The sequence below is a fragment of the Stenotrophomonas sp. YJH_SMC_106-19 genome, from assembly GCF_059368375.1.
This window is the reverse complement of record NZ_JCAFRQ010000001.1, coordinates 589,042-606,531: the sequence shown is the minus strand read 5'-3', so window position 1 is coordinate 606,531 and position 17,490 is coordinate 589,042. Positions and strand designations below refer to the sequence as shown.

Below are 17,490 nucleotides of genomic sequence, written 5' to 3'. Positions count from 1 at the left end.
CAGGGACGGGTTTACGGCGTCCCCGCAACCCGACACCGCCCCGCCCGACAAACAGAAAAGCCAGAGCCGCTTTGGCTCTGGCTTCTGCTGTGGAACTTGACGTTGCCTCTGCGGGTGCCGGGCCGCAGGCCCGGCCGATCACATCACACCACCGGTTCGCGCAGGGCAGGGTTGTCCCAGCCCGGGCGCGGGGCAAAGCGGTCACCGTGACGCTGCTGCAGCGCCTTCAGGCGCTCGACGATCACATCGGCACCCACCGCGCGGATGTGCTGGATCGGACCCCCGCGGAACGGCGCGAATCCGGTGCCGAAAATCACGCCCGCATCCAGCAGGTCCGCATCGGCCACCACGCCTTCGTGCAGGCAGGCCACGGCCTCGTTGAGCAGCGGCAGGATCAGGCGATCTTCCAGGTCCGCAGGGGCCTGGTAGTCGCTGGCGACATCCGGCTTCTTCGGCTTGCCGTTCTCCCAGGTGTAGATGCCCTGGCCATCCTTCTTGCCGCGCTTGTCGGCTTCCACCGTCTGCAGTGCCGCCGGAATCTGCAGGCCGAGGAACGGCGCCAGCTCGCGGCCCACGCCGGCGGCGACATCCAGGCCGACCGTGTCGATCAACTCGATGGGGCCCATCGGCATGCCGAACTTCACCGCTGCCTTGTCGATCACCGGGCCCGGGATACCTTCGGCATAGGCGGTGGCCGCCTCCAGCATGTACGGGAACAGCACGCGGTTGACCAGGAAGCCCGGGCTGCCCGCCACCGGTACCGGGAACTTGCCCAGCGCCTTGCAGAACGCTGCCAGACGGCGCTCGGTCTCCGGCGCCATGCCGTCGTGATGGATGATTTCCACCAGCGGCATCTGTGCCACCGGATTGAAGTAGTGCAGGCCGGCGAACTGCGCCGGGCGCTGGATGTGGTCGCGCAGTTCCACCAGCGGAATCGACGAGGTATTGGTGGTCAGCAGCGCATCGGCCTTCATGCCCGGCTCCAGCGTCTGGTACAGCGCGCGCTTGGCCTCCGGGTTCTCGATGATCGCCTCGATCACCAGATCGGCGTCGGCCACGCCTTTGCCCTCCAGGTCCGCCCGCAGCCGCGCCGCCACCGCCGGACGCTTGCTCTCGTCCTTCACCTTCCTGGCGAACAGTGCCTGCGCGCGTTCCATCGCCGGATCGATGAAGCGCTGCTCGCGATCCTGCAGGGTGACCTCGAAGCCCTTGTAGGCCGCCCACGCGGCGATGTCACCGCCCATCACGCCGGCGCCGACCACGTGCACGTGGCGGATGCCGGAATCGCCGCCGCCCAGACCCTTCAGGCGCTCGGTCAGGAAGAAGATGCGGATCAGATTGCGCGCGGTCGGCGTGCTGGCCAGCTTGACCACCGCGCGGCGTTCGGCATCCAGGCGGGCCTGCACCGGCTTGCCGGCGCTGCGCTGCCAGGTGCTGATCAGTGCATAGGGCGCCGGGTACTGGTCCTTCTTCGCCTTGCGCGCGACCTGCTTGATCATCTGCGGTGCCAGTACCTTGCGCGCCAGCCAGGTGTTGCTGGCCCATGCCAGTGCACGCTGCTTGAACGGCCGCGTGGTGCCGGCCAGCGCCAGTGCGACGGCGGTGTCGAGCACCACCGCCGGTGCCACCACCTTGTCGACCAGGCCGATGCCACGCGCGGCCGAGGCCGAGAGGGTGCGGCCGGTCAGCATCATGTCCATCGCCGCCGGGGCGCCGACCAGCTGCGGCAGGCGCGCGCTGCCACCCCAACCGGGGAAGATACCCAACTGGGTTTCCGGCAGCCCGATGCGGGTGCTGCTGTCGTTGGAGGCCACGCGGTAACGGCAGGCCAGGGCCAGCTCGGTGCCGCCACCCAGGCAGTGGCCATGGATGGCTGCAACGGTCGGGCAGGGCAGCTCTGCCAGCTTCTGGTAGGTGGATTGGCCGCGACGGATGGCATCGTTGACGGTGCCGCGCCGGTCGAACTCCTGGAATTCCTTCAGATCGGCGCCGGCGATGAAGCCGGCCTTCTTCAGGGACTGGATCACCACGCCCTTCGGCGGATCCAGCGCGATGCGTTCGAGCAGATCGCCCAGCTCCAGCAGCACGTCCTGCGACATCGCGTTGACACTGCTGTCCTGACGATCCAGGGACAGGACCACCACGCCGTCGTCGCGGATCTCGGGGTGCCAGTGGCTGAAGCGGAGACCATCGAAGCCTGAGAGCATGGACGTTCCATCCGGTTGTGTATGGAGAAGCGGCTATGATCCAGAGGTTGTTTCCCCCGCGTCAAATCCCTATAGCAGGGGAGTGGCGGTTCCGGATCCATGGCCGTGGAACAGAACGCTAACGGAACAGTGGTTAAAAGCTGGTGCGGCGCCGGGTGATCGGCGACTGAACTTTTCCCGGGATTGGCAGTCTCATTGCCCGACGTCGGTTGGGCTGACAGGAGTGCGGCCCCCCATGGCCGAGGTTGAAACACCACAGGAGCTGGATCTGGAACTGGTCCGGCGCGTGCAGCGCGGCGAGAGCGCGGCTTTCGATGTACTGGTGCGCAAGTATCAGCATCGGGTCGTGGCCCTGGTCGGTCGCTACATCGCCGACTGGAGTGAATGTCAGGACGTCGCCCAGGACACTTTCATACGCGCCTACCGCGCGATCGGAAGCTTCCGCGGCGATGCCCAGTTCTCAACCTGGTTGCATCGGATCGCCGTGAACACCGCCAAAAACTACCTGGCTTCACACAATCGACGCCCGCCGACCGATGACATCGACATCGGCGATGCCGAACAGTTCGACAGCGGCACGCGCCTGCGCGACACCGACACGCCCGAACGCGAGTTGATGCGCCAGGAGCTGGAACAGACAGTGATGAAGGCCGTCAACGCGCTGCCGGAAGAACTCCGGTCGGCGATCACCCTGCGCGAGGTGGAAGGCCTGAGCTACGAGGAAATCGCGCAGAAGATGGGGTGCCCGATCGGCACCGTGCGCTCTCGGATCTTCCGGGCGCGCGAGGCGATCGACACCGAACTCCGGCCGCTGCTGGACATCGGCAGCGCCACCCGCGAGAAGAGCCGCGTATGACCAGTCATCCATTCAACGAATCGCAGAATCATCAATCGCCGGCCGGGCTGCGGCTTGACCAGCGCCATCGGGAACAGCTGTCGGCCCTGGTCGATGGCGAGCTGGGGGCCGACGAGGCCCGCTTCCTGCTGCGCCGCATGGAGCATGACCCGGAACTGGCCGGCTGCCAGGAGCGCTGGCAGCTGCTGGGCGACGTGATGCGCGGGCAGGCGTCGGTGCTCGCGCCCGCCGGCTTCAGCGCCGCGGTTGCCTCTGCCATCGCCGCCGAACCCACGCCCCGGTCCGGGCCTCAGGACCGGCAGGTGCGCCGCAGTGGCTGGCGTACCTGGGGGGGCGGTGCCGCATTGGCTGCCTCGGTCGCTGCGGTGGCCCTGTTGATCGGCGGCGAGAAGCTGAAGGAGACCCCTCCCGGAGAGCCGCTGGCACCGCAGGTGGTGGCCAGCCAGGCCGAGCTGCCGCCGGCACCGGTATCGCCCGCGACGGTGACCGAAGCCTCGGTCGATCCGGCGGTGGTGGCGGTGGCCAGTGTTCCGGCGGCCGCATTGGCCGCCAGCCGTCGCCAGGACGCACGCCGCGCCAGCGCCAGTGCCACCCGCGGCCAGCAGGCTGCGCGGGTGGCACAGCGTGACGACGGGGCGCAGCGGGCTGTGGCCGCCGCCCAGGCGCCCTTGGTGCCGACCGTGCCGGCCGGTGCCAGCCGCAACCTGCCGTTCGGCGAGGTGGCCGGCCTGCAGGCCCGGCCGTGGCCGCGCTCCAGCCTGGCTCCGGCCGCGGGGGGCGCGCTCAACGCCAGCTTCCCGGCGCATGCCGACAGCGCCACGTTCTACCCCTTCGAGCCGCGCCTGCAGGACGACGACCTGCCGCCGCCGCCCCGCCCGCGCGACTGAGCCGGGTGCCGCCACGCCCCGCCGATCGCGGGGCCCTTCTCCCTTCCATCCGATCCGGAGGTTGCCGTCCGATGACTCCCCGATTCCGCACGCAGGCCATCGGCCTGCTGGCCCTGACCCTGCCGCTGGTGGCCTGTGCCCAGGCGCCGTCCCCGGCTGCCCAGACCGCGCCGGCCGCGGCCGCTGCCGCGCCGCGCGCTCCGGCGCAGCCGCTGGTCACCGGCCTGCCCGATTTCACCAACCTCGTCGAGCAGGTCGGCCCGGGCGTGGTCAACGTCGACACCACCATCGTCCGCAGCAACCGCCAGGCGCGTGGGCCGATGGGGGACGACGACATGCCGGAGTTCTTCCGTCGCTTCTTCGGCCCGGACTTCCCGATGCCGGGGCAGGGGCCGGGCGGCCCCGACGGCGGTCCCAGCATCAAGGGCCGCGGCATGGGGTCGGGCTTCATCATTTCGCCCGACGGCTACGTGCTGACCAACTACCACGTGGTAGCCGACGCCAGCGAGGTGAAGGTCAAGCTGGGCGATCGCCGTGAGTTCACCGCCAAGGTGGTGGGCAGCGACCAGCAGTACGACGTCGCCCTGCTGAAGATCGAAGGCAGGAACCTGCCGACCGTCCGTGTCGGCGATTCCAACAGCCTGAAGCCGGGCCAGTGGGTTGTCGCGATCGGCTCGCCGTTCGGCCTTGACCACTCGGTCACCGCCGGCGTGGTCAGCGCCCTCGGCCGCAGCACCGGCGGCCCGGACCAGCGCTACGTGCCGTTCATCCAGACCGACGTGGCGATCAACCAGGGCAACTCCGGCGGTCCGCTGCTGAACACCCGGGGCGAAGTGGTCGGCATCAACTCGCAGATCTTCTCTGCGTCCGGTGGCTACATGGGCATCAGCTTCGCGATTCCGATCGACCTGGCGATGAGCGCGGTTGAACAGATCAAGAAGACCGGCCGGGTCACCCGCGGCCAGCTGGGCGCGGTGGTGCAGGAGATCGACGGCCTGAAGGCGCAGGCCATGGGCCTGCCGGACAGCCGGGGTGCGCTGGTCAACCAGATCGTGCCGGATTCGGCGGCCGCCCGCGCCGGTGTGAAGGTGGGGGATGTGATCCGCACCGTGAACGGCGCACCGGTCAACAGCTGGTCCGATCTGCCGCCGCTGATCGGCGCCATGGCCCCGGGCAGCCGGGTCACCTTGGGCGTGATCCGTGACGGCAAGCCGCGCGACCTGAGCGCCACCCTGACCGCGCTGGCCGAGGATGACCAGGCCAGCGCCCGCAGCCCCGCCACCGCCAGGGCCGATGCCGCTCCGCAGAGTGGTGCCAATGCCCTGCTGGGCCTGGACGTCAGCGATCTCACCGCGCCGCAGCGCAAGCAGCTGGGCCTGGAATCGGGCGAGGGCGTGCGCATCACCGGCGTCAAGGGGCAGGGCGCCCGGGATGCCGGCCTGTCCCCGGGCATGGTGATCCTGCAGGTGGCCAGCACCCAGGTGAGCGGCGTGGAGTCGCTGAACCGCGCGCTGTCCAGCTACAAGAAGGGCGATGTGGTGATGCTGCTGGTCCGCACCGGCAACGGCAACAGCGCCTTCGTGGCGGTCAAGGCCGGCGAGTAAGGACCGGGGCTGCTCCGGCAGCCGCTGCCCCCCGAAGCCCCGCTCAGGCGGGGCTTCGGTCGTTCCGGCCCTGGCCCGGCGAGGCGCCTTTCGCGGCCGGGCCCCGGGCGTGCGATAATCCACCGTTACCCTGACGACGCCGCGCGCCGCCGCCACCTATGTCATCTGATTCGATGCGGAACATCCGCAACTTCTCCATCATCGCCCACGTCGACCACGGCAAGTCCACGCTGGCCGACCGCATCATCCAGCTTTGTGGTGGCCTGCAGGCCCGCGAGATGGAAGCGCAGGTACTCGACTCCAACCCGATCGAGCGCGAGCGTGGCATCACCATCAAGGCGCAGTCGGTATCGCTGCCGTACCTGGCCAAGGACGGGCAGACCTATCATCTGAACTTCATCGACACCCCGGGCCATGTCGATTTCTCGTATGAAGTCAGCCGCTCGCTGGCCGCCTGTGAAGGTGCGCTGCTGGTGGTCGATGCTGCCCAGGGCGTGGAAGCGCAGTCGGTGGCGAACTGCTACACCGCGGTGGAGCAGGGTCTGGAAGTGGTGCCGGTGATCAACAAGATCGACCTGCCTACGGCCGACATCGAGCGCGCCAAGGCCGAGATCGAGGCCGTGATCGGCATCGACGCCAGCGACGCCGTGCCTGTCAGCGCCAAGACCGGCCTGAACGTGCAGGACGTGCTGGAGGCCATCGTCCATCGCATTCCGCCGCCGCAGCCGCGCGATACCGACAAGCTGCAGGCGCTGATCATCGACTCCTGGTTCGACAACTACCTCGGCGTGGTCTCGCTGGTGCGCGTCATGCAGGGCGAGATCAAGGCCGGCGACAAGCTGCAGGTGATGTCCACCGGCCGCAACCACCAGGTCGACAACGTCGGCGTGTTCACCCCCAAGCGCAAGGTGTTGCCGGCGCTGCGCGCGGGTGAGGTGGGTTGGGTCACGGCCAGCATCAAGGACGTGCATGGTGCGCCGGTGGGCGACACCCTGACCCTGGCCGGTGATCCGGCACCGAAGCCGCTGCCGGGCTTCCAGGAAATGCAGCCGCGCGTGTTCGCCGGCCTGTTCCCGGTCGACGCCGAGGACTATCCGGACCTGCGCGAGGCGCTGGACAAGCTGCGCCTGAACGATGCCGCGCTGCGCTTCGAGCCGGAAAGCTCGGAGGCGATGGGCTTCGGTTTCCGCTGCGGCTTCCTCGGCATGCTGCACATGGAGATCGTGCAGGAACGGCTGGAGCGCGAATACAACCTGGACCTGATCAGCACCGCGCCGACGGTGGTGTACGAGGTCCTGAAGACCGATGGCTCGATCATCAACATGGACAACCCGGCCAAGCTGCCGGCGGTGAACCAGGTCCAGGAGATCCGCGAGCCGATCATCCGTGCCAACGTACTCACCCCCGAGGAGTACATCGGCAACATCATCAAGCTGTGCGAGGAAAAGCGCGGCAGCCAGATCGGCATCAACTACCTGGGCAGCCAGGTGCAGATCAGCTACGAGCTGCCGATGGCCGAAGTGGTGCTGGACTTCTTCGACAAGCTGAAGTCGGTCAGCCGCGGCTACGCGTCGCTGGACTATCACTTCGTGCGCTTCGATGCCGGCCCGTTCGTGCGCGTGGACGTGCTGATCAATGGCGACAAGGTCGATGCGCTGTCGCTGATCGTCCACCGCAGCCATGCCGACCGCCGCGGCCGCGAGCTGTGCGAGAAGATGAAGGACCTGATCCCGCGGCAGATGTTCGACGTGGCGATCCAGGCGGCTGTCGGCTCGCAGATCATCGCCCGTACCACGGTCAAGGCCATGCGCAAGAACGTGCTGGCCAAGTGCTATGGTGGCGACGTTTCGCGCAAGAAGAAGCTTCTGGAAAAGCAGAAGGAAGGCAAGAAGCGCATGAAGCAGGTCGGCCGCGTGGAAATCCCGCAGGAAGCGTTCCTGGCCGTGCTGCAGATGGACAACAAGTAAGCGCGCACCGGCCTTCCGGGGCCGGTCGTCCGGTGACGTTGCAAAGGACCCTGAATGAAACTGTTTGAGATCCTCCTGGTCGTGCTGACCCTGGCCTCGGGCCTGATCCTGCTTGCGGACAAGCTGTACTTCGCCAGGCGCCGCGCCCAGCGTGCAGGCCTGCTCGACACCGAGCCGGTGCTGGTGGATTACTCGCGTGCATTCTTCCCGGTGCTGGCGATCGTGCTGGTCGTGCGCAGCTTCATCGCCGAGCCGTACAAGATCCCGTCCAGCTCGATGATGCCGAACCTGCTGATCGGTGATTTCATCCTGGTCAACAAGTTTGCCTATGGCCTGCGCCTGCCGATCACCAATACCCGCTTCGTGCCGGTGGGTGATCCCGCGCGCGGCGATGTGGTGGTGTTCCACTTCCCGGGCCACGGCGACAACGACCCGGCCAAGGGCGAGAACTTCATCAAGCGCGTGATCGGCGTGCCGGGTGACACCGTGGTGTTCGAGGGCGACAGCCTGGTGCTGAACGGCGAGCCGGTGAAGTACGACAACAAGGGCATCTACGCCGGCCACAAGGGCCAGGGCGAGGGCGCCAACCTGCTGGTCGAGCATCTCCCGGGCCGCACCCATACCGTGCTGGAGACCGACTATCCGCGTGGCCAGGGCCAGTGGACGGTGCCGGCCGGCAAGTACCTGGTGATGGGCGACAACCGTGACAACAGCGATGATGGACGCTTCTGGGGGCTGCTGCCGGAAGAGAACCTGCGGGGCAAGGCATTCCTGATCTGGCTGAACTGCCAGGGCTGGTTCTGCAAGGACGGTTTCGAGCCGTCGCGGATCGGCTCGGGCATCAACTGAGTATTTTCACATCCAACGCGTATCTGGGGAGAACGCAATGAAGACGATGAACACGCAGCGCGGCATCACCCTGACCTCGTTTCTGGTGGTCCTGGTCGTGGTCGGTTTCTTCATCTACATCGGCATGAAGCTGTTCCCGATGTACCAGGAGTATTACGCGGTACGCTCGGCGATGAAGAGCCTGGCCAGCCAGCCGGGCGTGGCCAGCATGGAGCCGGCGCGGATCCAGGATCTGTTCTTCAAGCGGCTGTACATCAACTACTCGGACAACGTGAAGCCGGGCAACGTCAAGTTCGATCGCCGCGACAATGGCTGGACCCTCAAGGTCAACTACGAAGTGCGTCGCCCGTTGATCGGCAACCTCGATGTGGTTGGCAAATTCGATTCTTCCCAGGACCTGACCCGAAGCGGTGCCCAGTAAATTCATCCAACGTGGCGACCTGATCGGCCATGCCTTCCGCGACCCGGCGCTGCTCAAGCAGGCGCTGACCCATCGCAGTGCCGGCGTGCCGCATAACGAGCGCCTGGAATTCCTCGGCGACAGCATCGTCAACATGATGGTCGCCGAGGCGCTGTACCAGCGCTGGCCCAAGGCCGACGAGGGCGCACTGACCCGCGCCCGCGCCGAGCTGGTGCGTGAAGGGGCGCTGGCAGTGATCGCCCGTACCCTGCAGCTGGGCGAACGGCTGATCCTGGGCGCGGGCGAGATGAAGTCGGGCGGGCACCGCCGCGACTCGATCCTGGCCGATGCACTGGAGGCGGTGGTGGCCGCGATCTACCTGGATGCCGGTTTTGACGCGTGCCGGGAGACCGTGCTGCCCTGGTTCACGGCCTCGATGGAGGCGCTGCCGGCCACCGGCCGCCCCGAGAAGGACCCCAAGACCCGCCTGCAGGAATGGCTGCAGGCCCGGCAGAAGGCGTTGCCCCAGTACGAACTGGTGTCAGAATCCGGTGACGACCACGCCAAACATTTCCGGGTACGCTGCAACGTGGCCGACCCGGCCGCCAGCACCGAGGGCGAAGGCGCCTCGCGGCGGCTTGCCGAACAACAGGCGGCTGCAGCCGTCCTAGAACAACTGGATTCCAAGTGAGCGAACAAACTTCCCATCATTGCGGCAGCGTGGCCGTCATCGGCCGCCCGAACGTCGGCAAGTCGACCCTGACCAATGCCCTGGTCGGGGCCAAGGTCAGCATCGTCTCCAACCGGCCGCAGACCACCCGCCACCGCCTGCTCGGCATCGCCACCTATCCGGAAGGCCAGCTGGTGCTGGTCGATACCCCGGGCCTGCACAAGGTGCAGAAGCGGGCGATGAACCGGGTGATGAACCGCGCCGCGCGCGGCTCGCTGGAAGGCGTGGATGCAGGCCTGCTGGTGATCGAGGCCGGGCGCTGGGATGACGAAGACCGCCTGGCCTTCAACGTGCTGCGCGATGCCGGCATCCCGGTGGTGCTGGTGGTCAACAAGATCGATCGCCTGAAGGACAAGGGCGCGCTGCTGCCGTTCCTGCAGGAGGTGACCGCCGGCCGTGATTTCGCCGCCGTGCATCCGATCTCGGCGCAGAAGCGCAACGGCCTGGACGCCCTGGTGCGTGACGTGCTGGAGCTGCTGCCGGAAGCCCCGCCGATGTTCGGCGAGGACGAGATCACCGACCGCAGCCAGCGTTTCCTTGCCGGTGAACTGGTACGTGAGCAGCTGATGCGCCAGCTTGGCGAGGAGCTGCCCTATGCCACCACCGTGGAGATCGAGCGCTTCACCGAGGATGGCAATCTTCTGCGCATCGGCGCGGTGATCTGGGTCGAGCGGGAAGGCCAGAAGGCCATCGTGATCGGCAAGGGGGGCGCGCGTCTGAAGGAGATCGGGGCCAAGTCGCGCCTGCAGATGGAGCGTCTGTTCGGTGCCAAGGTGTTCCTGGAAACCTGGGTGCGCGTACGTGAAGGCTGGTCCGACGACGAGGCCGCGCTGAAGGCCTTCGGTTACGAGTAAGCCACGGCGATCGCTTCGGTGATCATCGAGGACGACACGGGGTTCGTGCTGCATGCACGGGCCTATCGCGAAACCAGCCTGCTGGTGGAGGTGCTGAGCGCGGAGCATGGCCGGATCGGCCTGCTTGCGCGCGGCGTGTCCACGGCCAAGGGCCAGGTGTTGCGCGCGGCCCTGCAGCCGCTGCAGTGGATCCGCTTCAGCGCACAGCAGCGCGGCGAACTGGCGCAGCTGCGTGCCGCCGAAGCGCTGGACGCGGCGCCGCGGCTGGTCGGCCAGGCCATGCTGGCCGGCTTCTACCTGAGTGAACTGACGCTGCGGCTGGCGCCACGCCAGGATCCGTTGCCGGAGGTGTATCTGGCGTACGGCGAGGCACGCGCGCGGCTGGCAGTGGGCGCCGGACTGGCCTGGACGCTGCGCCGCTTCGAGCGCGAGCTGCTTGCCGCACTGGGGCTCGGTTTCGATCTGGAAAGCGCCAGCGATGGTCAGCCGATCGATCCGGCAGCGCGTTATGCGCTGGATCCGCAGGAAGGGCCGCAACGGCTGCTCAGCGAGCGCGGTGGAGAGCGCAGTGCGGCGGCCACCGGTTCGGCGCTGTTGGCGCTGGCGGCCGACGAGGAGCCGGGGCCTGCCGATCTGGCGAGCCTGCGGCTGCCCATGCGGCGGGTGCTGGCGCACCACCTGGGGCCACGGGGGCTGAAGTCCTGGGAGCTGCTGGAGCAGTTGGCCCCCCGGCGGTAGGCGGGCGGGGGGCAGATCCGTCTTCCGCAGGGAAAGGGATCTGACCCCGGATTGATTTCGATATCCGACGGGGCAGGGCGCACCCGTGCCGGGCAACCCTCAGTGCAGCAGTGCCGCTACCGCGGCGCGGAAGCCCGCTTGTGCCAGGTCCGACTCCGGCATGTGGTGCAGCTGGCGCACCGCGCGGCCCAGCCGTGCGGCACCGACGAAGCCGCAGCTTGCCTGCAGCCGGTGCAGCTGGCTGCGCAGCTGGCGTTCATCATGCTGGTCCACGGCCTGCTCCACCGCATCGCGGACGCCCGGCAGTTCCGCAAGGAACAGCTCGCGCAGGGCGATCAAATGATTGCGCTGGCCATTGAGAGCGGCCAGAGCGGCGGTCTCGTCCCAGTCCTGCCCGTTCAGCTCGATCGCAGCGGGGGCCGGAGCGACGGCGATGCCGGCCGGCGAGTTGACCAGGGCGCGGCGGACCGCCTTCAGCAACTGGTCGCGGCCGAGCGGTTTGACCAGGGTGTCGCTGAAACCGGCCTCACGCAGGCGCGCATGGATGGACGTGTCGCCGTCGGCGGTATGCGCCAGGGCAGGCGTGTCCGGATGCGAACGGCGCAGTTCGCGCAGCAGCTGCGCGCCATTGCCGTCAGGCAGGTTGACGTCGATCAGCCACAGGTCGTGAGCCCCGGGCTCGGCGCTTGCCAGGGCACTGGCAAGGGAGTCCGCGGTATCCACGTCCGCCGGCAGGGTTTCCAACGCCGCCTTGAAAAACCCGCGGCTGATGATGTCGTCCTCGACAAGCAGGAAGCGGGGCCGACTGGCCCTCGGGGTCATCTGCATCAGGGGCTGCCTCCATGTCAGCTGGTTGACATCATCAAGCACGGCGGCGGCTGGCGCAAGCGGCGGCAGGCCCCGCCGGTCAGGATCTGCGACAATACGCGCCCATTTTCGCCCGCAGCCTGTTGCCACGTGGCCCGATCCCGCTCCCGCATCGACCGTACCCCGTTCCAGACCGAGATCCTCGACCTCAGCCATGATGGTCGCGGCGTCGCCCGCCGTGAAGGCGAAGGTGGCAAGGTCACCTTCATCAGCGGCGCTCTGCCGGGCGAGGTGGTCATGGCTGAACAGACCGCCCGCAGCCGCCATTTCGACGAAGCACGCACCGTGGAAGTGCTGCAGGCCTCGCCACAGCGGGTGACGCCGAAGTGCCCGCATTTCGGCACCTGCGCCGGCTGCGTGCTGCAGCACCTGGATGAAGACCAGCAGATCGTTGCCAAGCAGCGCGTGCTGATGGACAACCTGGAACGCATCGGTCACGTGAAGCCGGGCCGCGTGCTGCCACCGCTGGTCGGCGACAGCTGGGGTTACCGCCGCAAGGGGCGCTTCTCGGTGCGCCGCGTCGAGAAGAAGGACAAGACCCTGGTCGGCTTCCGTGAACAGGACCCGCGCTTCGTCGCCGATCTCAGCCAGTGCCTGACCGTGATCCCCGAAGTGGGCACCAAGGTGCAGGCGCTGTCGACCTTCATCGAGTCGCTCGACGGCAAGCGCGACATCCCGCAGATCGAGTTCATCGGCGGTGACCAGGCCATCGCGCTGACCGTGCGCCATCTGCAGCCGCTCAGTGATGCCGACCGCGCCGCATGGGCCAGCTTCGGCCAGCAGCACGGATTCGCCATCTACCTGCAACCCGGTGGCGTGGACACCGTCCATCCGCTGGACGGGCAGGGCGTGCCGCTGTCGTTCCGGCTGGCGCCGTGGGATGTCGAACTGGCATTCCGGCCACTGGATTTCATCCAGGTCAATGCCAAGCTCAACGAGAAGATGATCGCTCACACCCTGGATCTGCTGGAGCCGGGTGAGGACGAGCGCGTGCTGGACCTGTTCTGCGGGCTGGGCAACTTCACCCTGCCGCTGGCGCGCCGAGTGCGCGAGGTGGTGGGCGTGGAAGGCGACGCGGGCCTCGTTGCCCGCGCACGTGAGAACGCCGAGCGCAACGGGCTGGGCAACGCCCAGTTCTACAGCGCCGACCTGACCCAGGACCAGCGCGCCACGCCGTGGATGCGCCAGGGCTTCGACAAGCTGTTGCTGGACCCGCCGCGCTCGGGCGCGATCGAGGTGCTGCAGCAGCTGCCGTTGAAGCAGTTCAAGCGCATCGTGTACGTCAGCTGCCATCCGGGATCGCTGGCCCGGGACGCGGGTTATCTGGTTAACGAGCAGGGCTTCAGCCTGGTCAGTGCCGGCGCCATGGACATGTTCCCGCACACCGCGCACGTGGAAAGCATCGCGGTGTTCGAAAAGCGCTGACCCGCTGTCATGCCCATCGCGCATAATGGCGCGATGGGCATCGAGATCGAACGCAAATTCCTCGTCAGCAGCGACGGCTGGCGTGCGGCCGCACACCGGGTGATTCCGATGGCGCAGGGCTACATCAACGATCTGGGCGCGCTCGACAGCGGTCGCCAGAACGCGTCCGTGCGGGTGCGCATCGAAGGTGAGCACGCCGCGCTGAACCTGAAGTCGCGCACGATCGGCCATACCCGCCAGGAGTTTGATTACCCGATTCCGGTGGAGGATGCGCGCGCGCTGCTGGCGCTGTGCGTGGGGGGCCTGATCGACAAGCGTCGCCACCTGGTCGAGCATGCCGGCCTGACCTGGGAAGTGGATGAGTTCCTGGGTGACAACGCCGGCCTGGTGGTGGCCGAAGTCGAGCTGGAAAGCGCCGGGCAGGCCATCGCCCTGCCGGACTGGGCCGGCGCGGAGGTAACCGACGACCCGCGCTACTACAACGTCGCACTGGCCAGTCATCCCTATTCACGCTGGTGAAAGGGGCGTTCCCCTTTTTTCGGGGCGCCCGGACCCCATGTCGGTGGGATGAGAATCGACATCTACTCCGACGTGGTCTGTCCCTGGTGCTGGATCGGCAAGCACCGTTTCCAGCAGGGGGTGCAGTTGCTGGGGGCCGATGCCCCAGTACTCGACATCCACTGGCAGCCGTTCCAGCTGGACCCGGATGCGGGCACCACGCCGGTGCCGCTGCGCGAGGCGTATGCGCGCAAGTTTGGCGGTGTCGAGCGCACAGAGCAGATTCTCGGCCAGACCCAGGCCACCGCCCGTGGCGAAGGCCTGCCCATGGACTTCAGCCAGGGCCAGGTGCGGGTGACCACTCTGCCAGCGCACCGGCTGCTGTGGCTGGCCGGCCAGCACGGTGTGCAGGACGCGGTCGGAGAGGCGCTGTTCCGCGCTCATTTCGAGCACGGCCAGAATCTGGCGGACACAGAGGTGCTGACCCGGGCCGGTGTGGCAGGCGGACTGGATGCGGCAGAGATCGCCCAGATGCTGGCCTCCTCACGCGGCCTGGCCGAGGTCGAAGCGGGACTGGACCAGGCCCGTGCGCTGGGTGTTTCCTCGGTGCCGACCTTCGTCATCGACGGCCGCTGGGCGATCTCCGGCGCCCAGCCTCCGGAAGCCTTCGCCCAGGCGCTGCGGCAGATCGCGGCGGAGCAGGGCACGGCAACCGGGCGCAGTGGCGACGACGCCTGTGGCGCGGACGGCTGCAGGGTCTGATCCTTCGAGGGGGCGCGCGATGGACGCCCCCACCTGCGTCCAACGGCCGGTTCTGCGACAATGCGGCACTGCGCCATGCGGGCGCCCGTTGTGGAGAACGACCATGCTGCTGATCGGCGTTGCCGGCACTGAACTGACCCCCCAGGAACGCGACTGGCTGCAGCACGATGCCGTTGCCGGGGTGGTGCTGTTCACGCGCAACTTCGCCTCCCGCCAGCAGGTGAGCGAGCTCAGCGCCGCGATCCGCGAGGCCGCGCCGCGCCCGCAGCTGATCTGCGTCGACCAGGAAGGCGGTCGCGTGCAGCGTTTCCGCAAGGGCTACAGCGATCTGCCGCCGCTGCAGGAGATCGGTGCCGGCTATGCGAAGGATCCCGGCGCCGCGTTGGCGCTGGCCGAGCAGCACGCCTGGCTGATGGCCAGCGAAGTGCGCGCCAGTGACGTGGACCTGAGCTTTGCCCCGGTGGTCGACCTGGGCCGTGGCAACCTTGCGATCGGCAACCGCGCTTTCAGTGAAGACCCGCAGGTCGTGGCTGCGTTCACCGAGGCCTACGTACGCGGCATGCACGCGGCCGGCATGGCGGCCACCCTCAAGCATTTTCCCGGCCATGGCACCGTGCTGGAAGACACCCATGTCGATACCGCGGTCGATCCGCGGACGCTGGACGAACTGCGCGCGCAGGACCTGGTGCCGTTCCGGGCCGGTGTTGCCGCCGGTGCCGACGCCGTGATGATGGCGCACGTGATCTACCCGCAGGTGGCGCCGGAACCGGCCGGCTATTCGCCGCGCTGGATCCAGGAGGTGCTGCGTGGCGAGCTGGGCTTCCGCGGCGTGGTGTTCTCCGACGACATCGGCATGGCCGCTTCGCACCATGCCGGTGGCGTTGCGGCACGCGTGCACGCGCACCTGGATGCGGGCTGCGACGTCGTGCTGGTCTGCCATCCCGAGCTGGTCGATGAAGCCCTGCACGCGGTGCAGGGACGCTCCCTCAATACCGCTGCGCTGCTTGGCCTGCTCGGCCGCGGCGCGCTTGGCTGGGATGGCCTGCTGGCCGATGCCCGCCATGGCGACACTCAATCCCGTCTGCTTGAAACCCTTGGAAGAACCGTCTGATGCCGAACCTCACCATTTCCCAGGCCCTGGCCCAGGCCGACCTGCTGGTTGACCGCCCCACCATCGACAAGGCCATCGCCGGTATCGCCGACGCCATCGCGCGCGATTACAAGGGCGAGGTGCCACTGTTCCTGTCGATCATGCACGGTGCGCTGCCGTTCGCCGGCCAGCTGGCGCTGGAGCTGGGTGCGCGCGGCCAGGACGTGCAGTTCGATTACCTGCACGCCACCCGCTATCGCGGTGAAACCACCGGCGGCGACCTGGTGTGGAAGCACAAGCCGGCCACCGCGCTGTTCGGCCGCCGTGTGCTGCTGGTCGATGACATCCTCGATGAGGGCTACACCCTGCAGGGCGTGCGCACCTGGTGCCTGGAACAGGGCGCGACCGACGTGCGCATCGCGGCGATGACGGTGAAGAAGCACGATCGCGGGCTGCCGGATGTGACGGCTGACTACGCCGGTATCGAACTGCCCGACCGCTACGTGTTCGGTTTCGGCATGGACGTCAACGAGACCCTGCGCTGCGTGCCGGCCATCTACGCGATGAAGGAATAACAGGCACGGCCGTCCGCGGCCGTCCTTTGCCGCCGCCGGCATCCTCGGGTGCCGGCGTTCGTCTTTCTCTGGAGTGCTTTCGATGCAACAGATCGCCCTGGCCGTGATCGGCGGTACCGGTGTCTACAACCTGGCCAAGCTCGACGATGTGCAGACCCACGAGGTCGAGACCCGCTTCGGCCGTCCCTCCGGCCCGGTGCGCGTGGGCACGCTGCTGGGCAACCGCGTGGCGTTCCTTGCGCGCCATGGCGAGGGCCACTCGCTGCCGCCGCACAAGATCAACTACCGCGCCAATCTGGCTGCGCTGCAGCAGATCGGCGCCCAGCGCGTGCTGGCGCTGAACACCGTCGGGGGCATCACCGAGCAGGTCGGGCCGCGCGTGCTGGCCTGCCCGGACCAGATCATCGACTACACCTGGGGCCGGATCAGCACGATCTGTGAAGAAGAGGGTACCGAAGTGCTGCATGTGGACTTCGGCCACCCGTACACGCCGATGCTGCGGAGCAAGATTCTGGCCGCGGCCAAAGTGACGGGTGTCACGGTCCATGACGGTGGCTGCTACGGTGCGACGCAGGGGCCGAGGCTGGAAACCATCGCGGAAATCGCCCGCATGCGGCGCGATGGCTGCGATCTGGTGGGCATGACCGGAATGCCCGAAGCCGCGCTGGCGCGGGAGTTGGGACTGGATTACGCGTGCCTGGCGATCGTGGCGAACTGGGCCGCGGGCTGTGGTGATGGCGAGGAGATCACGATGGCCGAAGTGCTGGCCAATGTGCAGGCGGCGAGCAATGGACTTCCGGAACTGATCGGCGAATTGGCACGGGGGTGATTGTCTTCGCCGAGCAAGCTTTGCATACTCAGCCGGTACGCGGGTTCAGCGTACACCACCCATTCATTGCATAAGGTCTCGCATCACCATGCCGAACGGTACCGTCAAGTGGTTCAACGACGCCAAGGGATTTGGCTTCATCTCGCCGGAGGATGGCAGCGCCGACGTGTTCGCGCACTTCTCCGCCATCAACTCCAAGGGCTTCCGCAGCCTGCAGGAAGGCCAGCGTGTCACCTATGACGTGACCCAGGGCCCGAAGGGTGCCCAGGCTTCGAACATCACGCCGGCCGAGTGATCCACTCGACAGTGCGTTGAGAACCCCGCTCCGGCGGGGTTTTTTTTTGCGCCCATC

The 17,490-nt window shown here is 67.6% G+C and carries 18 protein-coding genes; 16 read left to right on the top strand and 2 right to left on the bottom strand.

Annotated elements, in window-relative coordinates; translation table 11 throughout:
* Positions 1 to 143: 143 nt before the first annotated feature.
* Positions 144 to 2,207 carry a 3-hydroxyacyl-CoA dehydrogenase NAD-binding domain-containing protein gene (locus AC5P5M_RS02790; RefSeq protein WP_065181805.1) on the bottom strand — a complete coding sequence of 688 codons (2,064 nt, stop codon included), beginning with the start codon at positions 2,205 to 2,207 and terminating at the stop codon, positions 144 to 146.
* A gap of 235 nt (positions 2,208 to 2,442) precedes the next feature.
* On the opposite strand from AC5P5M_RS02790, the gene rpoE reads away from it, so the two are divergent.
* The 9 genes from rpoE (at position 2,443) to recO (ending at position 11,092) form a co-directional block, all read left to right on the top strand.
* Positions 2,443 to 3,063, top strand: a complete 621-nt coding sequence (gene rpoE / locus AC5P5M_RS02785; protein WP_065174837.1) for an RNA polymerase sigma factor RpoE — start codon at positions 2,443 to 2,445, stop codon at positions 3,061 to 3,063.
* Positions 3,060 to 3,950, top strand: coding sequence for a sigma-E factor negative regulatory protein (locus tag AC5P5M_RS02780; protein ID WP_180877175.1), 891 nt, complete (start codon positions 3,060 to 3,062; stop codon positions 3,948 to 3,950). Before rpoE ends, AC5P5M_RS02780 begins: the two co-directional genes overlap by 4 nt.
* Before the next feature lie 71 nt (positions 3,951 to 4,021).
* On the top strand, positions 4,022 to 5,554 hold the full coding sequence (locus AC5P5M_RS02775) for a DegQ family serine endoprotease (RefSeq protein WP_065181807.1): 1,533 nt from the start codon (positions 4,022 to 4,024) through the stop codon (positions 5,552 to 5,554).
* A gap of 173 nt (positions 5,555 to 5,727) precedes the next feature.
* Positions 5,728 to 7,521 (top strand): translation elongation factor 4, encoded by a 1,794-nt coding sequence (lepA, locus tag AC5P5M_RS02770; protein WP_065174904.1) that lies wholly within the window; start codon positions 5,728 to 5,730, stop codon positions 7,519 to 7,521.
* 54 nt (positions 7,522 to 7,575) lie between these two features.
* Positions 7,576 to 8,370: a signal peptidase I gene (gene lepB, locus AC5P5M_RS02765; RefSeq protein ID WP_053520237.1), complete on the top strand. Its 795-nt coding sequence runs from the start codon at positions 7,576 to 7,578 to the stop codon at positions 8,368 to 8,370.
* Positions 8,371 to 8,407: 37 nt separating this feature from the next.
* Positions 8,408 to 8,791 (top strand): DUF4845 domain-containing protein, encoded by a 384-nt coding sequence (locus AC5P5M_RS02760; protein ID WP_053520236.1) that lies wholly within the window; start codon positions 8,408 to 8,410, stop codon positions 8,789 to 8,791.
* A complete protein-coding gene (gene rnc, locus AC5P5M_RS02755; protein ID WP_053520235.1) occupies positions 8,781 to 9,461 on the top strand; it encodes a ribonuclease III in 681 nt (226 codons plus the stop codon). The genes AC5P5M_RS02760 and rnc overlap by 11 nt, the downstream gene beginning before the upstream one ends.
* The gene (era, locus tag AC5P5M_RS02750; RefSeq protein ID WP_495205537.1) at positions 9,458 to 10,354 is read left to right on the top strand and encodes a GTPase Era; all 897 of its coding nucleotides are present in this window, start codon (positions 9,458 to 9,460) and stop codon (positions 10,352 to 10,354) included. The genes rnc and era overlap by 4 nt, the downstream gene beginning before the upstream one ends.
* 18 nt (positions 10,355 to 10,372) lie before the next feature.
* Positions 10,373 to 11,092 (top strand): DNA repair protein RecO, encoded by a 720-nt coding sequence (gene recO, locus AC5P5M_RS02745; RefSeq protein WP_053520233.1) that lies wholly within the window; start codon positions 10,373 to 10,375, stop codon positions 11,090 to 11,092.
* Positions 11,093 to 11,191: 99 nt separating this feature from the next.
* Here the strand turns inward: recO and AC5P5M_RS02740 are convergent, their stop codons facing one another.
* Positions 11,192 to 11,920 (bottom strand): response regulator, encoded by a 729-nt coding sequence (locus AC5P5M_RS02740; RefSeq protein WP_414487861.1) that lies wholly within the window; start codon positions 11,918 to 11,920, stop codon positions 11,192 to 11,194.
* 129 nt (positions 11,921 to 12,049) lie between these two features.
* On the opposite strand from AC5P5M_RS02740, the gene rlmD reads away from it, so the two are divergent.
* From rlmD to AC5P5M_RS02705, 7 genes are all read left to right on the top strand, one after another.
* On the top strand, positions 12,050 to 13,384 hold the full coding sequence (rlmD, locus tag AC5P5M_RS02735) for a 23S rRNA (uracil(1939)-C(5))-methyltransferase RlmD (protein WP_065181808.1): 1,335 nt from the start codon (positions 12,050 to 12,052) through the stop codon (positions 13,382 to 13,384).
* A 33-nt stretch (positions 13,385 to 13,417) separates the two neighbouring features.
* The gene (locus tag AC5P5M_RS02730; RefSeq protein ID WP_197571814.1) at positions 13,418 to 13,903 is read left to right on the top strand and encodes a CYTH domain-containing protein; all 486 of its coding nucleotides are present in this window, start codon (positions 13,418 to 13,420) and stop codon (positions 13,901 to 13,903) included.
* Between the two features lie 48 nt (positions 13,904 to 13,951).
* A complete protein-coding gene (locus tag AC5P5M_RS02725) occupies positions 13,952 to 14,644 on the top strand; it encodes a DsbA family oxidoreductase (protein ID WP_053520229.1) in 693 nt (230 codons plus the stop codon).
* A 103-nt stretch (positions 14,645 to 14,747) separates the two neighbouring features.
* Positions 14,748 to 15,755 (top strand): beta-N-acetylhexosaminidase, encoded by a 1,008-nt coding sequence (gene nagZ, locus AC5P5M_RS02720; RefSeq protein WP_262218611.1) that lies wholly within the window; start codon positions 14,748 to 14,750, stop codon positions 15,753 to 15,755.
* Positions 15,755 to 16,309, top strand: coding sequence for a hypoxanthine-guanine phosphoribosyltransferase (locus AC5P5M_RS02715; protein ID WP_053520227.1), 555 nt, complete (start codon positions 15,755 to 15,757; stop codon positions 16,307 to 16,309). Before nagZ ends, AC5P5M_RS02715 begins: the two co-directional genes overlap by 1 nt.
* An 82-nt stretch (positions 16,310 to 16,391) precedes the next feature.
* Complete coding sequence (locus AC5P5M_RS02710) at positions 16,392 to 17,138, top strand: S-methyl-5'-thioinosine phosphorylase (RefSeq protein WP_053520226.1); 747 nt, start codon at positions 16,392 to 16,394, stop codon at positions 17,136 to 17,138.
* A gap of 88 nt (positions 17,139 to 17,226) precedes the next feature.
* Positions 17,227 to 17,433, top strand: coding sequence for a cold-shock protein (locus tag AC5P5M_RS02705; protein WP_005410590.1), 207 nt, complete (start codon positions 17,227 to 17,229; stop codon positions 17,431 to 17,433).
* Positions 17,434 to 17,490: the final 57 nt, after the last annotated feature.

Bases quoted from the DNA above. Each gene is read 5' to 3' on its own strand.
- AC5P5M_RS02790 (WP_065181805.1), bottom strand. From the start codon at position 2,207: ATGCTCTCAGGCTTCGATGGTCTCCGCTTCAGCCACTGGCACCCCGAG.
- rpoE (WP_065174837.1), top strand. From the start codon at position 2,443: ATGGCCGAGGTTGAAACACCACAGGAGCTGGATCTGGAACTGGTCCGG.
- AC5P5M_RS02780 (WP_180877175.1), top strand. From the start codon at position 3,060: ATGACCAGTCATCCATTCAACGAATCGCAGAATCATCAATCGCCGGCC.
- AC5P5M_RS02775 (WP_065181807.1), top strand. From the start codon at position 4,022: ATGACTCCCCGATTCCGCACGCAGGCCATCGGCCTGCTGGCCCTGACC.
- lepA (WP_065174904.1), top strand. From the start codon at position 5,728: ATGCGGAACATCCGCAACTTCTCCATCATCGCCCACGTCGACCACGGC.
- lepB (WP_053520237.1), top strand. From the start codon at position 7,576: ATGAAACTGTTTGAGATCCTCCTGGTCGTGCTGACCCTGGCCTCGGGC.
- AC5P5M_RS02760 (WP_053520236.1), top strand. From the start codon at position 8,408: ATGAAGACGATGAACACGCAGCGCGGCATCACCCTGACCTCGTTTCTG.
- AC5P5M_RS02740 (WP_414487861.1), bottom strand. From the start codon at position 11,920: ATGCAGATGACCCCGAGGGCCAGTCGGCCCCGCTTCCTGCTTGTCGAG.
- AC5P5M_RS02730 (WP_197571814.1), top strand. From the start codon at position 13,418: ATGGGCATCGAGATCGAACGCAAATTCCTCGTCAGCAGCGACGGCTGG.
- AC5P5M_RS02725 (WP_053520229.1), top strand. From the start codon at position 13,952: ATGAGAATCGACATCTACTCCGACGTGGTCTGTCCCTGGTGCTGGATC.
- nagZ (WP_262218611.1), top strand. From the start codon at position 14,748: ATGCTGCTGATCGGCGTTGCCGGCACTGAACTGACCCCCCAGGAACGC.
- AC5P5M_RS02715 (WP_053520227.1), top strand. From the start codon at position 15,755: ATGCCGAACCTCACCATTTCCCAGGCCCTGGCCCAGGCCGACCTGCTG.
- AC5P5M_RS02710 (WP_053520226.1), top strand. From the start codon at position 16,392: ATGCAACAGATCGCCCTGGCCGTGATCGGCGGTACCGGTGTCTACAAC.
- AC5P5M_RS02705 (WP_005410590.1), top strand. From the start codon at position 17,227: ATGCCGAACGGTACCGTCAAGTGGTTCAACGACGCCAAGGGATTTGGC.